General features: G+C 57.6%; 13 protein-coding genes, 1 tRNA gene and 1 pseudogene. 8 read left to right on the forward strand and 7 right to left on the reverse strand.

The genetic code is table 11. The features are described 5' to 3' along the window. The first annotated feature begins 70 nt into the window (after window positions 1-70). The 4 genes from HK24_RS06465 to HK24_RS06475 are packed head-to-tail and all read left to right on the forward strand — an operon-like array spanning window position 71 to window position 3,091. A complete protein-coding gene (locus HK24_RS06465; protein WP_233126150.1) occupies window positions 71-1,738 on the forward strand; it encodes a tannase/feruloyl esterase family alpha/beta hydrolase in 1,668 nt (555 codons plus the stop codon). A 23-nt stretch (window positions 1,739-1,761) separates the two neighbouring features. After that, window positions 1,762-1,890, forward strand: coding sequence for a hypothetical protein (locus HK24_RS13970; protein WP_255376437.1), 129 nt, complete (start codon window positions 1,762-1,764; stop codon window positions 1,888-1,890). Further along, entirely contained in the window at window positions 1,883-2,488 is a 606-nt protein-coding gene (locus tag HK24_RS06470; RefSeq protein ID WP_086633775.1) for an O-methyltransferase, read from the forward strand. Before HK24_RS13970 ends, HK24_RS06470 begins: the two co-directional genes overlap by 8 nt. Before the next feature lie 48 nt (window positions 2,489-2,536). After that, window positions 2,537-3,091, forward strand: coding sequence for a hypothetical protein (locus tag HK24_RS06475; RefSeq protein ID WP_198942078.1), 555 nt, complete (start codon window positions 2,537-2,539; stop codon window positions 3,089-3,091). 42 nt (window positions 3,092-3,133) lie between these two features. Here the strand turns inward: HK24_RS06475 and HK24_RS06480 are convergent, their stop codons facing one another. After that, window positions 3,134-3,817: a Fe2+-dependent dioxygenase gene (locus tag HK24_RS06480; protein ID WP_086633776.1), complete on the reverse strand. Its 684-nt coding sequence runs from the start codon at window positions 3,815-3,817 to the stop codon at window positions 3,134-3,136. Window positions 3,818-4,049: 232 nt separating this feature from the next. On the opposite strand from HK24_RS06480, the gene exbB reads away from it, so the two are divergent. From exbB to HK24_RS06500, 4 genes are all read left to right on the forward strand, one after another. Next, entirely contained in the window at window positions 4,050-4,763 is a 714-nt protein-coding gene (gene exbB / locus HK24_RS06485; protein ID WP_046900085.1) for a tonB-system energizer ExbB, read from the forward strand. Between the two features lie 8 nt (window positions 4,764-4,771). After that, on the forward strand, window positions 4,772-5,206 hold the full coding sequence (gene exbD / locus HK24_RS06490) for a TonB system transport protein ExbD (protein ID WP_046900084.1): 435 nt from the start codon (window positions 4,772-4,774) through the stop codon (window positions 5,204-5,206). Beyond that, window positions 5,203-6,039, forward strand: a complete 837-nt coding sequence (locus tag HK24_RS06495) for an energy transducer TonB (protein ID WP_086633777.1) — start codon at window positions 5,203-5,205, stop codon at window positions 6,037-6,039. Before exbD ends, HK24_RS06495 begins: the two co-directional genes overlap by 4 nt. A gap of 194 nt (window positions 6,040-6,233) precedes the next feature. Further along, complete coding sequence (locus HK24_RS06500; protein ID WP_086633778.1) at window positions 6,234-6,974, forward strand: siderophore-interacting protein; 741 nt, start codon at window positions 6,234-6,236, stop codon at window positions 6,972-6,974. Window positions 6,975-7,026: 52 nt separating this feature from the next. On the opposite strand, the pseudogene HK24_RS06505 reads toward HK24_RS06500, so the two are convergent. The 6 genes and pseudogenes from HK24_RS06505 to HK24_RS06540 all read right to left on the reverse strand — a co-directional run bounded on the left by HK24_RS06505 (window position 7,027) and on the right by HK24_RS06540 (window position 14,697). Beyond that, a pseudogene (locus HK24_RS06505) lies at window positions 7,027-8,932 on the reverse strand (hypothetical protein). Between the two features lie 327 nt (window positions 8,933-9,259). Beyond that, window positions 9,260-9,335: transfer RNA gene (locus HK24_RS06520), tRNA-Glu, on the reverse strand. Between the two features lie 41 nt (window positions 9,336-9,376). Continuing rightward, complete coding sequence (recJ, locus tag HK24_RS06525) at window positions 9,377-11,176, reverse strand: single-stranded-DNA-specific exonuclease RecJ (RefSeq protein ID WP_086633781.1); 1,800 nt, start codon at window positions 11,174-11,176, stop codon at window positions 9,377-9,379. A gap of 10 nt (window positions 11,177-11,186) precedes the next feature. Further along, complete coding sequence (glpX, locus tag HK24_RS06530; RefSeq protein WP_086633782.1) at window positions 11,187-12,188, reverse strand: class II fructose-bisphosphatase; 1,002 nt, start codon at window positions 12,186-12,188, stop codon at window positions 11,187-11,189. After that, entirely contained in the window at window positions 12,185-13,474 is a 1,290-nt protein-coding gene (locus HK24_RS06535) for a homoserine dehydrogenase (protein WP_086633783.1), read from the reverse strand. The genes glpX and HK24_RS06535 overlap by 4 nt, the downstream gene beginning before the upstream one ends. Next, the gene (locus tag HK24_RS06540) at window positions 13,471-14,697 is read right to left on the reverse strand and encodes an LL-diaminopimelate aminotransferase (RefSeq protein ID WP_086633784.1); all 1,227 of its coding nucleotides are present in this window, start codon (window positions 14,695-14,697) and stop codon (window positions 13,471-13,473) included. The genes HK24_RS06535 and HK24_RS06540 overlap by 4 nt, the downstream gene beginning before the upstream one ends. Between the last annotated feature and the right edge of the window lie 47 nt (window positions 14,698-14,744).

The following is a 14,744-nucleotide window of genomic DNA, read 5'->3' on the forward strand; positions in this document are numbered from 1 at the left end:
CGCAGCGCGGGACGGGCAAGCGATGTCATATGATCGGGCTATTTAAACCTTGTTCATGGAGACGTGCGTCTTGAGGTCTGTTTTCCAATACTGTCCACGTCCGGTGTGGAGCCTGCTGGCCGCGATATTTCCGATCATGCTGGCTCTTGGGATCGGGCAGTCTGCAAAGGCCACCTCCATTGCAGGTCTGCTTCCGGTTGCGCCTGTCATATCGTGTGAAATGCTTGGAAAAACGGATTTGGCACCGTTTGTCGGTGCGTCTGTTGATCATCAGGTTGCGGTTGTTCTGGAAACGCCAAAAGGCAAGTTCTGCAAGGTTACCGGGCAGATCGCTCCGACCATTTCCTTTGAAGTTGACTTGCCCATGGAACACTGGACGCAGCGGTTTCTGCTGGGCGGTTGCGGTTGCGGTGGCTTGTGTGGCATGACGCGCATCGGTGTCAGCAATGCTGGCGCCTGCGCTCCTGCTTTGAATAGTGAATTTGTCATGGCCGGTGATGATCTGGGTCACACTGGTCCCATGATGGGATTGCAGCAGGGCTTCTTTGGCAAAGATCCGCAGAAGCGGATTGATTTTGCATATCGCGCCAATCATCTGACAACACTCGCCGCCAAAGCACTGACGAAAGCGTTTTACGGGCAGGCTCCAAAATATTCCTATTTTGTAGGTTGTTCGGATGGCGGACGCGAAGCGCTTATGGAGGCGCAGCGTTTCCCGGATGATTTTGACGGTATTTCCGCTGGTGCTCCGGCCGCACTCTTCACAGTCCAGAACTCATTCTACCATGCGTGGAATGTCCGCGGGAACCAGCGCGCTGATGGCACGAACATCCTGCTACAGGATCGTGTTTCCATTCTGCATGACGCGGTTGTCAAGCACTGCCCGACATTGTCGGGAGTTGCGGACGGTATTCTGGAAGAGCCGAGAGCCTGTCATTTCGATCCTGCGTGGGTGCAGTGTCCGGCCGGTCAGGCCAATACGTCTGAGTGCCTGGCAGCGGAGGAAACACAGGCAGCACTTCGGATCTATAGCGGGGCAACTGATGCGTCCGGACGGTCCTATATCCTGCACGGACCATTCCCCGGTTCTGAAACGCAGTGGGCGCTGCCTTCGTCCCCAACGGGTGAGAGCATGAGTAATGGAATTGCCGCGTCTGCCATTGCCTATGTCATTTCACCAGAGGTGAACGAAAAGGCCATGGATCTGACGCAGTTCCAGTCCGATCATGCGATGTTCGACGTCATGAACGAACTGGCACCGCTCTATAATGCTGAGAATACGAACCTTCATCCGTTTCAGCGCCGGGGCGGCCATCTGATCCTCTGGCATGGACTGGCCGATCAGTCGATTTTCCCCGTCAACACGATTGCCTATTATCAGGGTGTGCAGAAGGAAATGGGACGTACCCTGACGGACCGTTTCCTGCGTTTCTATCTGCTGCCGGGTGTCGGGCATTGTGGAAATGGTGACGGCTTCCCGCAGGTGGACTTCCTGTCTCCGCTGATGGCGTGGACGGAAACCGGAACTACACCAAATGCGATCATGACGGAAAAAATCGCACAGTCCAATATGTCCATGGAAAAGGCAGGAAGCGCAGGGAAAGTCGGGGGCGGTCAAATCCATGCAGCGGTGATGCCCAGTCAGCCTTATGCCCGGGCATCACCGCTGCACCAACTGCCAGTCGGCCGGTTTATCCTTACCCGTTTATCGCCCGCTATACAGGGCATGGCGATGTGAATTCCGCTGCGAATTACCATCCTGTGAAGATATCTGTCGCCCTGCCAATGACGTTTGACAGTTACTCCAACTCCCTGATCGGGCCCGATAATCAGAAGGATTACACGGTGCGCGACGGCAAGCTGGCCGTACAGGAGCATACTCATGGATGATAAACTGAACGCCGTTCTGGATCTTTATTATGAGCTGATCCTGAAAGAACGGCAGGACCATGCGGACGGGATTTCCCGTCCCGCGTCCGAGCGTTTTATGGCTGTAGGCCCGCAGACCGGGCAACTGATCAACATTCTGGCGCGCAACCTCAAAGCGCCGACGATCCTCGAACTGGGAACGTCTTTTGGCTATTCCACCCTGTGGTTGGCGGAAGCGGCACGCCGGACGGGTGGCCGGGTCATCACCATGGAGCTGGAACGGGAGAAGGTTGCTTTCGCCAGAGACATGGCTGCGCGTGCCGGTGTGGAAGAACACATTGAGTATCGTATCGGGGATGCGGTTGAGATGATTTCAGAGTTGAAGGACGGCATTGATTTCGTCCTCCTAGATCTCTGGAAAGATCTCTATGTGCCCTGCCTTGAAGCCCTGAGGCCGCATCTACGGCCGGGTGCCGTTCTGGTCGCGGATAATATGGTTATTCCGGGTGGTGAAGACGCCCGGCGCTATCAGGAATTCGTTCGCTCACAGCCGGGGATTTTGAGTGTTCCGCTCTCCGTCGGGACGGGGCTGGAAGTCAGCCGTTTTCTCCCCGGCTAAATTTTTTATTCTCTAACAGGGCGTCTGCGTCCCTTTCTGGAAAGCTCAATGTTCAGAACTTTCATGAACCGTTACGGAACCCCACTGACGACAGGATTTTTCCTGATCTCGGCTATTACCGGGGTGGCACTTTTCTTCCACTGGGGACCCGGAGCTTTCCATCCGATGCATGAATGGCTGAGCATGGTCCTGCTCGTGCCGTTCGCGCTGCATCTGATCAAGAACTGGACGTCACTCGTCAATTACGCCCGGCGCGGAACACTCTATATTCCGCTTCTGGTGGCACTGGCTTCAACAGCCTATTTCTTCCTGCCGCAATCGTCCTCAGGCCATGCTGGCAACAAGCAGGTTGCCTTCATGCTGGTACCGCTGGTGACGCAGGCTCCCCTGTCTCAGGTCGCTCCACTTGCGCATATGGACGGGGAAATGCTGGCCCATAAGCTCTCTGCGCATGGCCTGACGGTGACATCTGAAGACCAGTCGATTGCGCAGATTGCTGAAGCGAATGGTAAGAACACCAACGATGTTTTGGCCATGGCGTTTCAGAGTGGTGGCCATGGACATCAGCATGGCCCATCAGAACACGACCATCACGAGCATTGATAAACGCTGGATTGCCCCGTTCAGAAAACGGGGCAATCCAGCTTAAAGCTCAGCCCATTGCCGCAGAAGGTTGTGGTAGGTTGAGGTCAGACCCAGAACCGCTGGGTGATCATCGGGAAGGGCCTTGCGGGTCTCGATGATGGAGCGGTCAAAATCGTACATAAGAGCGCGCTTTGTATCGTCGCGGATCATGGATTGCGACCAGAAGAACGATGCCCAACGGCTCCCGCGCGTAATGCGGTTAACGCTGTGCAGGCTGGTAGACGGATAGACCACCATGTCGCCCGCAGGGAGTTTGACGTTCTGATTGCCGTACGTGTCCTGGATGACGAGTTCTCCACCGTCGTAATCTTCTGGGGAAGACAGAAATAGTGTGGAGGAAACGTCCGTCCGGATTCGGAAACCAGCGCCTGGAATAGGGCGGATGGCATTATCAACATGTGCGTTGAAATGCATTCCGGTATCGTATCGGTTGAAAAGTGGTGGATAAACTCGCAGCGGCAGGGCCGCGCTATTAAAAGTTGGGTTGCGCCCTAAAGCTCTCAGAACAATTTCTCCAAGCTCACGGCATACTTCTGAATCCTGCGGGATCTGAAGGTTTAACTTTGCCTTTGCAGACTGCTCCCCCGCTGTAACACGCCCATCTGTCCACTGCGCCGTCTCAAGTTGGTCGCGGCAATAGCGTACCTCTTCAGGAGACAGGACATTCGGAATGTGGATCAGCATGGGTGTGGTCTTCCTAAGACGGGTCTTGGGGCTTTTTTCAAAGCGGCTGAGAATCCTGCTTGTAATTAAGAATGACTCTCATTATCGTTCTTTAAAGCTCTTTGCAGACTAGTGCAATCCATGTGGCGCGTGTTGCCCGGATTGTGCGCGGCGACTGTCGGTTTGTTGCAAGGACATCGTGTTTCAACCCCGAGACAGGAGGGCGCAGCGTGTCGCCCCGACAGGCACAGTAATGTCTCTTACCTTCTCCCCCTGGCAGATGTTTCTTGGCGCCGGGCCGGTTGTCCGCTGCGTCATGACGCTTCTGGCGGCGGCATCCGTCGTCACATGGACGATCTTCATTGCCAAAACTGTTGAGCTGATCCGTTTGCGGGCGCAGCTCAAAAAATCAGAAACGGCGCTGGAAGACGCAGACACACTGCATCTGGGAGAAGAATGGACGCGCGATGGTGCGGGTATCGCTCATGCCATGGTGCTGGCCGCAGAAGCGGAGCGCCGCCGCTCGGAAGATATTCCTGCCGATCGTGACGGCATCAAGGAGCGGATTGTCCTGCATCTTGAGCGTCTGGAAGCTGCTGAAGGCCGTCGCCTGATGAGAGGGACCGGCGTGCTCGCCACGATTGGTGCGACGTCTCCCTTCATTGGCCTGTTCGGAACGGTATGGGGCATCATGTCCTCCTTTACCGGCATCGCCGCCGCTCATGCGACCAGCCTCGCTGTTGTTGCTCCTGGTATCGCAGAGGCCCTGCTGGCCACGGCGCTTGGTCTGGTCGCGGCTATTCCTGCTGTTGTGATCTACAATCATCTGGCTCGTCAGACGGCGGCCTGTCGCGCCTGTGTCGCGGATCTAACGTCACTTGTGATGCGTCTGGTCTCCCGTGATCTGGCCCGCGCGGCGCTTGCAGCAAGTGGCAATGTCGTGCGCTTCATGGCTGCTGCGGAGTAATCGCACGTATGGCTATTCATATTCGTCATGCCGATGAGGCGGTGCTGGAAGCGCACGAAATCAACGTGACGCCGTTTATCGACGTCATGCTCGTTTTGCTCGTGATCTTCATGGTTGCTGCACCTCTGACGACGGTCAACGTTCCGGTTGATCTGCCATCTTCTACTGAAACGCCTGCTCCCCGCCCGGATGAACCGGTGTTCCTGACCGTCAAGGCTGACCATACGCTGGCTCTGGGCGAAGATGCCGTCAGTTCGGATCAGCTTATTGATGCACTCGGAAAAGCCAGTAAGGGAAACAAGGAAGAGCGCATTTTCCTGCGGGCGGACAAGACCGTCGATTATGGAACGCTGATGGACGTAATGGGGCAGCTTCGGAAAGCTGGTTTCCTCAAGGTCGCGCTTGTCACGCTTCAGGGGCAGGAGGCTGGGGAAGGGCCGTGAGTTCTTCACCCGCGTCTCTCCCCACGACCTTCCGGGACTGGTATCAGTGGTATCAGCAGACCGAAGACCAGCGGAGTGTCCGTGGCTGGGGCCTGTCTGGTGCTGCCATGACTGTTCTGACAGGCGTGGCACTCTGGTGGGCCGTGACACATGCGCCACCACAGGTTGCGGCCCCAAGTGCTGCCCCCCCGCCTGCCATTGCAATTGACATGTCCCCCATGCCGACACCTGCGCCGGCTCCTCCACAGGATGTCGATCCCGGGCCGCAGCAGATGGTCACGCCGCCGGAACCGCAGCCAGATACGCCTCAGCAGGTGGATGCCCCGCCGTCTCCGGCACCGCATCCGCCCGTGCCAGTTCCAAAGGTGGAGAAGGTCAAGGTTCACAAGAAAACAGCAAAAAGCCCGCCTCAGCCGGTGAAACCGGTCCCGATGCAGGCTCCTGTTGCCGACAAGATGACAGCGCCGCCTGCTGCCGATAGTACGCCCTCCCAGAGCAGCAGCGTGGCGTCTGCGTCTCACGCGAGTCACTCCAGCAACGCACCCGTGACTTGGCAGGGCGATATTCTGGCGCGTTTGGAACGTTTCAAGCGTTACCCGGCAGACGCTCTGGCGCAGCATCAGGAGGGAACTCCTGTCCTGTTTTTCGTCATGGATCGACGCGGGCATGTTTTGTCTGCAAAAATCCGGAAAAGTGGTGGTTTTGCATTGCTGGATGAAGAAACATTAGCGGTTGTCCGGCGTGCAGAACCGTTCCCGCCGCCGCCGGAAGAGATTGCAGGGGCGACAGTTTCTCTCACTGTTCCTATCGAATTTTCGGTCGAGAACCAGTAAAGGGAAAAGCTGAAGGAATGCTCCAGTCAGATCGTGGCCGGAGATGACATCGAGGCTAGACGTCTCCAGTTTCCGTAAGCGTTAACGTCAATCAACGCACAGAACCGAACAGCCCCTGCGCTGTGCCGGGCCTGTGCGTCTGTCGTCATGCAGTCCTCAGACCCGTTGCTCAGGGTTAATTCAAGGATGAGAAGATGACCGTTACTGACACTACAACCATTGCTCCCCCGGAAATCCGTCGCGTCATGCACGAGCTGAAACGCCGTGATCTGACCGTAGTAGACGTCGAGCGTGTGACGCCACACATGATCCGCATCACGCTTCAGGATGACAGCCTTCGGGATTTTCCAAGCGTATCTCCGGATGATCACATCAAGATATTTGTCCCGCAGGGTGACGGTGACATGGCCCGTCGGGATTACACGCCGCGCGTATTTGATCGCGCTGCTGGGACGCTGGTTCTGGATTTTGTGGACCATGATGGCGGACCGGCGGCGGACTGGGCCCGGAGCGCCAAGCCCGGCGATCATCTGGCCATTGGTGGCCCCAAAGGATCGCGCGTCATTACGGGAGATATTCGCACCTGGCTTCTGATTGGGGATGAAACCGCACTTCCCGCTATTGGCAGGCGCGTCGAGGAACTGGATGCCGGAACGCCTGTCACCACACTGGCTGCGGTGACAGATGCCTCTGAGGAACAGTCCTTCGAAACGAAGGCGTCCCACACATCTGTCTGGGTTCATCGTCCAAGCGAACAGGCGCATCAGGCCGAGCCGTTCTTACGCGCCCTGAAGACCATTCAGATCGTGCCGCAGACATTCATTTGGGTTGCGGCGGAAGCATCCGTTGCACGCGCCATTCGAAGTGTTCTGGAAAACGAGCGTGGAATTTCGCCGCAGTGGATCAAGGCGTCCGGGTACTGGACGAAGGGCTGAAAATGGAAAAAGCCGCGTGTGTTGAACATGCGGCTTTTTGTGCGGGCGTGCGTTACTGAAAGGGGAGGTAGCGGAAGTCGAAGAAGATCTGGCTCATACTGGTGTGCGGATCGCCGCCGATGCCTTTCCAGATATCCCGCCGTGCATAAGCGAGCTGAGTGCCACCTTCAACGGTACCAAAGCGACCTTTGAAGAACCTCCACCAGGCACCGATCGTCGCTTCTGAAACGCCGCGTGTATTGGCGGAACAGGAGAGGGACGAGAGCTCCTGGAGGCAGCCCGCATTTGAGTACAGCGGGTTGCCGTAGCCGTAAGACGACCCTTCACTGTTGAAATAAGCATGTCCCACGCGCTGTGTGCCAAAATATCCATACACATCAATATGCGGGTTGGGATGTGCAATCAGGCCTGCCTGCGCCTGAAGACCGAAGAGGGGCACCGGGTCTCCCTTGGCATTCAGGGTCGCATCCGGAAGCAGCACGGAACCGTAGCGGTTGATGCCCCATCCCGCGAGGCCGGCCGCGCGGAACTCCAGCTTGCCTGAAATGATTGGCAGGATCAGCGATCCCCCTGCGCCACCCGCAATGGCGGTGTTGTTGTGGCCTGTATGATTGATGGTCACGCGATCATGCGGGAAATGCAGAATCCCTTCGACTTCGTAATGGCCCCAGCTGGGATCGTAAGCCAGTTTGCCAATCAGATCTGGCGCGATTTCGTTTGAGAAGTTTGCCGTGTCATTCGTCAGGCCAACGCCGTTCTCGCCAATCGTGGCCGTGTTGCCGTTTGGCAGGGACACCGTGCCGTTGGTGGTCGCGAAGCCGGTGGTGTCATATAGGGTCGCCGGGTTTTCGATCGAAAAACCTGCCCAGAGGCGGTGGTCCATGAAATCCTTGACGACGCGGACCTGCCATTGGCGAGCCCATGTCTGACCCGCCAGCATGGAGGCTTCAATGGTTTCCGGAAGGCTCTCCTGACGGGCCACGATACCAATACGGCCGGGCGTCAGAAGGCTCCAGGCCTGTCCGCCAAGGAAATGCCAGCCAGCTTTGTTATCATCATAGGCCAGATAGGCCTGACGCATCCGGAACGCATAGCTGTTGCTTTCATACGGATCTGTCGTAACCGCACCAGCACCGAAATCTGATTCAAAGAAGCCTGAAATAGTGGCTTCGGAATTGATGTTGCCGCGTGCCAGAAGAGAGAGGCGGCTATATCGGGCGCTCCCTTCGCAATTGTTGGTGTGATACCGCGGTTCATTCGGATACGGCATGTCCTGCCAGTAATTGAATGTGCCGGACGCGACATGGCGGTTCTCAAGAACGGCTGCCATGTCCACAAAGCCACCGAGCATGAGCGTGACAGGGCCAAGGTGAAACACGCCATGGTCGCCTACGGCGCCTGCGGCCTGCGCGCCGATTGTTTCACGCGCATGTGGGTCGACACCATTTTCAGCGAAGCGCACCATGACATCTTCTGTCCGCTTCCCGACCACGGCCAGTTCAGATCCGGTGCCAGATTCAGTCACCCCGTGGTCGCGACGATCTCGTGCAACACGGTCTCTTGAGTCTGATGAGGGGAGAGCGCGGGAGACGTGTCCTTCAGGCGAGTTGGCATTGGATGCGAATGTTGCTTCTGAAGTAAGTTCTGTTGGGTGCTGGGACGAATGGAATTGTGGCGCGTGAGGTGCAACTCCATGAATGGCGGACCTCGAAGGCGTGCCGCGAGCGACCATTGTCGTGTTCGTCGTTGTCTTGTCTGCTGGCTGAACCGTGTGATGATGCTTGGCTCATCTCTGAGCGCAGCATGACAAGATCGCGATTGATCTCTTCCTGTTCCTGCTGAACATGGGCCTGCGCTTCCTGAAGGCGGTGCATTTCCTTTTCCATGCGAGACATCACATCGTCATCTGCGTGTGCCTGTGAATGTACTGCGAGCAGACCGAACGCTGTGCTCATCATCAGGAGCCCACGGATAGAAAAAACAGTGCTGCAGGCCATGCGCAGAGGGAAACGGGACAACTACGTTTTCCATGTCAAAAGATGTCTGATCTATGACACGGAATCGTGATCTCAAGAGTTAAAAAAGGTTTCAGACTCATGGAAAATCCAGAGCCGGAGCAAAATTTGGGGGAATGTATAAGATTGGAATGTCTGAACATTCAGCTTCATTCAAAACGCTGGGCACAAACAGAAAATTCCAGCTCTGAGACCGTACAGAGTACGATCAAAGCTGGATATCTGCGTCATTTCATTTTGAGAAATGTGCCTGTAAGCTTTTGAAAAGCTTGGTGTCCCGTACGGGATTCGAACCCGTGTTGCCGCCGTGAAAGGGCAGTGTCCTAGGCCTCTAGACGAACGGGACTGGAGGCGTGAGCGGGTGTATAAGGGGGTTCATTTGTGCCGTCAAGCACTTGAAACGTCAGAAATGAAAAAAGTTAGATTTTGTCGTTCCTGCCAGGTTTCCACCCTCAAATGCCCTGCCAGATGCAACAGCGGCATCGTCCGATCTTCCAGCAACGGGACAAATGGTTTGTCCCCTGCACGGAAGACAAGTGCCTTCAGGCGTGTCCCGCCGTCTTCCCCCTGGAACATCACGCGCAGGGTGTTTCCGTCCTTGCCAATGCGATCAGTCTTGACGCATCGCACATTGCTGATTGCCAGAACGGGCTCTTCATTGCCGGGTCCAAAAGGAGCCAACCGCGCAAGCTGAGCAGCGACTTCAAGCGAGGCTCCTCTGAGTGTGGTGAGGCCATCGATCCGTAATGCGTCCTGAACCGGCAGAGCACGTGCTTCGGAAAGTGTGTTGTCCAGTAGTTCATGGAATGTGGCAGCATTGCCTGCTTCCAGCGAGAAGCCGGCAGCCATGGCATGGCCACCACCGGTCAGAAGAAGCCCGGACTGTCTGGCCGCGATGATTGCAGCACCGATATCCAGTCCAGGAACAGAGCGGGCAGATCCTTTGATAATTCCGTCCGCGAGAGCGCCGACCAAAGCCGGACGATTGAAACGTTCTTTCAGCCGCCCCGCAACAATGCCCACAACACCTGGGTGCCAGGTTTCACCATGCAGAAAGATCACCGCATGATTGGCTTCGATCTGCTGTTCAGCCTGCTCCATAGCCTGAGCGAGAATGCCAGCTTCGACGCTCTGACGTTGCCGGTTCACGTTGTCCAACTCATCCGCAAGAGCGCGAGCTTCTACGACGTCTTCGGAAAGCAGAAGTCGCAAACCAAGATTGGCCTTGGCAATACGGCCTCCCGCGTTAATGCGTGGCCCCAAAGCGAAGCCACAAGCCATCGCGCTGGCTTCTTCCTTCACGCCCGCCACAGAAGACAGTGTGGCTAGTCCCAAGCGCTCTCCACGCGCCATGACGCGCAAACCCTGCATGACAAGTGCACGGTTCAGCCCGGTGAGAGGCATGACGTCACAGATCGTGGCAAGAGCCGCAAGATCCAGACGCTTAAGAAGGTCAGGGGCAACGCGTCCATCCGTAAACCAGCCGTCTCGCCGAAGAAGACGGACGGTGGCGACCATGGTCAGGAAAGCGACGGCGGTTGCGCAGATTGCGCCGAGACCAGACGTACAGTCGAGGCGGTTTGGGTTAACGACAATGCCGTTCGGCAGGATCGAGCCATCCGGCTTGTGATGATCAAGGACAATGACGTCCGTTTGGCCGTGAAAGCCGTTCAGAATATCGATCGCAGCTGTGCCGCAATCGATGCAGACGAGCAGGGTTGCCCCCCCGGAAACCAGCTTTTCGAGTGCTGGTGTGTTGGGGCCGTAGCCCTCGGTCATGCGGTCTGGGATGTGTGTGCTGACGGTACAGCCAAGTTCCCGGAGGGTGTCACAGACGAGCGCTGTGCCGCAGGCTCCATCCACATCGTAGTCGCCAAAGAGGCCGATATGTTCATGCTTGCGGACGGCTTGAGCAAGTCTGTCAGCAGCTTTGTCCATATCCTGCAGGCAGGAAGGGTCGGGCATTAGATCCCGCAGACGCGGGTCCAGAAAAGAGGCTGCTTCCGTGGCTGTGACACCACGGGCAGTCAGGATACGGGCCAGAAGTTCCGGAATGGCTGCTCTTTGAGCCATTCCAAGAGCAAGGCGGTTATCCGCCTCTGCCAGACGTGGATCGCGCCAGATCCACCGACGGTTGCCTGCGCTGCGGGATACGCCGAGTACCAGGCCCGTATCGTCTTCTAACATGCTACTCCATTCAGGATGGTCGATTTGTCTTCAGGCTGAAGTCGTGATGGCTCTCAATATAGCGAACTGTGCCAGATTTTGAACGCATAACGATCGAATGCGTCTTGGCGCGGGTTGGGCTGACCCGTTCCACCCCCCTCAGCAGAGAGCCGGTGGTGACGCCTGTAGCGCTAAACAAAACGTTACCGGCGGCCATGTCGTGCAAACCAAGAAGACGCGTTGGGTCTTTGCCGTCTGCCATCTCGCGGGCGCGTTCACGCTGTGCATCGTCTTCAAACAGGAGGCGGCCCTGCATCTGACCATTCATGCATCGGATTGCAGCTGCTGCCAGAACACCCTCGGGAGCACCGCCGGAACCTGCATAAAGATCTACGCCGCCGCCATCGATGCAGGTTGCGATTGCCGCAGCAACGTCACCATCGCTGAGAAGCTGAACGCGGGCACCAGCCTGACGGGCACGGGCAATCAGTTCTTCGTGGCGTTCACGGTCCAGCGTACAGAGCACGAGGTCGGACACGTCGCGGTTCTTGGCCTTCGCAAGGTTGCGCAGGTTTTCTTCGATGGAAGAGTCCAGATTGACGACATCGTACGGCAGGTCCGGGCCGACGACAATCTTTTCCATGTAGATGTCCGGGGCGTGCAGGAACTTGCCGCGCTCGGCGAGGGCGACCACCGTAATGGCATTCGGCAGGCTTTTGGCGCACAGGTTCGTGCCCTCAAGCGGATCGACCGCGATGTCCATGGCTGGGCCGCCGGAGCCGACCTTCTCACCGATGTAAAGCATCGGTGCTTCGTCCATCTCGCCTTCGCCAATGGTGACGACGCCATCAATGGCAACCGTATCAAAGGCGGCGCGCATGGCCTGAACAGCCGCACCATCGGCGTCGTTCTTCAGGCCGCGGCCTGTCCAGCGGTCAGAGGCAATGGCGGCCGCTTCCGTGACGCGGACAAGCTCCAGCGCCAGGTTGCGGTCAGTTACGCGGTAGGGAAGAACATTTGTAGGATCGATCACTGGAGAGAATCCTCGATCTTGAGCACCAGGGGAGCTCCCTTAACAACAGGGAGCGCGGAAAGTGCTGTGATAGCTGCAGAAATAGCCTTTTCTGGGGCCTGATGAGTTACCAGGGCCAGATATGCACGTCCCGCTGCAGCATCATGTTGCGAGACAAAGTGCACGGAAACATCATGGTCCCGGAGAACCGATGTCAGATCAGCCATGACACCCGAGCGATCTTCCACATCCAGACGAATATAGAAGGCGCTCTTCAGTTCCCCGAGGCTGGTGCAGGCAACGGGGGCTGGTGTGTTCCTGACGCCCCAGACCGGAAGGTCTGCACCACGGGCCAGATCGATCAGGTCTGCCACCACGGCGCTGGCTGTCGGGCCTTCGCCCGCTCCCCGGCCGGAAATGGTGATAGGACCACTGAACGGGCCTTGTGTGGTGACGGCATTGAATACCCCTTCCACGGCGGCGATGGCTGCCTTGGCGGGGACCAGACATGGGCGAACCCACGCCTCGATCCCGCTGTCATTGCTGGCACGAGCCATGCCGAGCAGTTTGATACGGTATCCCAGTTCGTTGGCGAACGTCAGATCCGCTGCTGTCACATCTCGGATACCGTGGACAGGAAGAGTGTCGAATGCGATGGGCTGAAACGCGATGCCGGCAAGGATGGCCAGCTTGTGAGCCGTGTCCCATCCATCCACATCCGTGGAAGGCTCAGCCTCTGCATAGCCTTTGGCCTGGGCTTCGGTCAGAACATCTCCGAAATCCCGGCCAGTCGTGCGCATTTCCGTGAGGATATAGTTGCAGGTGCCGTTCAGGATGCCCCCCACGCTGTGGAGACGATCTGCAGCCAAACCTTCACGCACAAGTTTGATGGCAGGGATGCCGCCAGCAACAGCGGCTTCGAACAGCAGAGGCGCATTATTTTCGGCTGAAAGACGTGTCAGTGTGGAACCATGCAGGGCGACCAGGGCCTTGTTGGCGGTCACAACAGGCAAACCACGCGTGAGTGCCGTTTCCACCATGTCACGCGCCGGGCCTTCAGAGCCGCCGATCAGTTCGACAACAACGTCGATATCCGGGTCCTGAGCAACGGATACGGCGTCGTCATGCCAGCGGGTGGCAGACAGATCGACGCCGCGATCCTTGCTTTTGCTGCGCGCTGTCACCGCCACAACTTCGATCGGGCGGCCAGCGCGGGCGGTAATCGTTTCAGCGTTCTCCCGCAGGAGACGAATGACGCCGACACCGACAGTCCCAAGTCCGGCCAGTCCGATCCGCAGTGGTTTCACGATTGTGCAGCTCCAAGAAGGTCAGCGGTCGATGCGCCGGCACCGTGCCGGCTCATGAAGCTCTTGATGGCCCGCGTCGCCTGACGCAGCCGCTGAGTATTTTCAACAAGTCCGATCCGGACGAACCCTTCGCCATATTCGCCAAAGCCCAGGCCGGGTGCGACGGCCACGCCAGCTTCTTTCAGCAGGAGCTTGGAGAATTCCACGCTCCCCATGTCAGCGAAAGCGGGGGGAATAGGGGCCCATGCGAACATGGATCCGGCGGGGGCAGGAACCTCCCAGCCCGCAGCGCTCAGGCCACGCAGCAGAACATCCCGGCGATCCTTATACATGGCGCGGATGTCCGACACGTAATCCTGTGGGCCATTCAGAGCCGCTACAGATGCCACCTGAATTGGCGTAAAAGCACCGTAGTCCAGATAGGATTTAATGCGCGTCAGGGCCTGAATCAGCTTCGGGTTGCCAACGGCAAAGCCCATGCGCCAGCCTGCCATGGAATACGTCTTGGACATGGAGGTGAACTCCACAGCCACGTCCTTTGCGCCCGGCACGGCCAGCAGGGATGGCGGTGGCTCATCTGCGTTGAAATAGATCTCGCTGTAAGCGAGGTCCGACAGGATCCAGATGTTTTCCCGCCGCGCGAAGGCTACGATTTCCTTGTAGAAATCGAGATTGGCGACGAATGCCGTCGGGTTGGACGGAAAGTTGACGATCAGCGCGGTCGGCTTTGGAACAGAGTGGCGCACGGCGCGGTCCAGCGCACGTAGCATGTCCTCATCCGGTGTGGCCGGAATGGAGCGGACGGATGCGCCTGCGATGATGAACCCGAACTGATGGATAGGATATGAGGGGTTCGGCACGAGGATCGTGTCACCGGGGCTGGTGATGGCGGCAGCCAGATTGGCCAGACCTTCCTTGGATCCCAGTGTTGCAATGACTTCTGTTTCCGGGTCGACGGAGACGTTGAAGCGGCGCTCATAATAGTTCGCCATGGCGCGACGCAGACCGGGAATGCCGCGGCTCACGGAGTAGCCATGCGCGCGCGGATCACCCACGGTTTCGACCAGCTTCTGCACGACGTGAGCCGGCGGAGCACTGTCGGGATTGCCCATGCCAAGATCAATAATGTCCTCACCGGCCGCTCGCGCGGCAGCCTTGGCCTTGTTCACTTCAGCGAACACGTAGGGCGGCAGGCGGCGGATGCGGTGGAACTCTTCGGTCATGACCAGCTCAGGGTGAGAAGATTAAGGGAGGAGGCACGATAGACAGG

The organism is Gluconobacter sp. DsW_058 (genome assembly GCF_002153615.1).
Classification (GTDB): domain Bacteria; phylum Pseudomonadota; class Alphaproteobacteria; order Acetobacterales; family Acetobacteraceae; genus Gluconobacter; species Gluconobacter cerinus.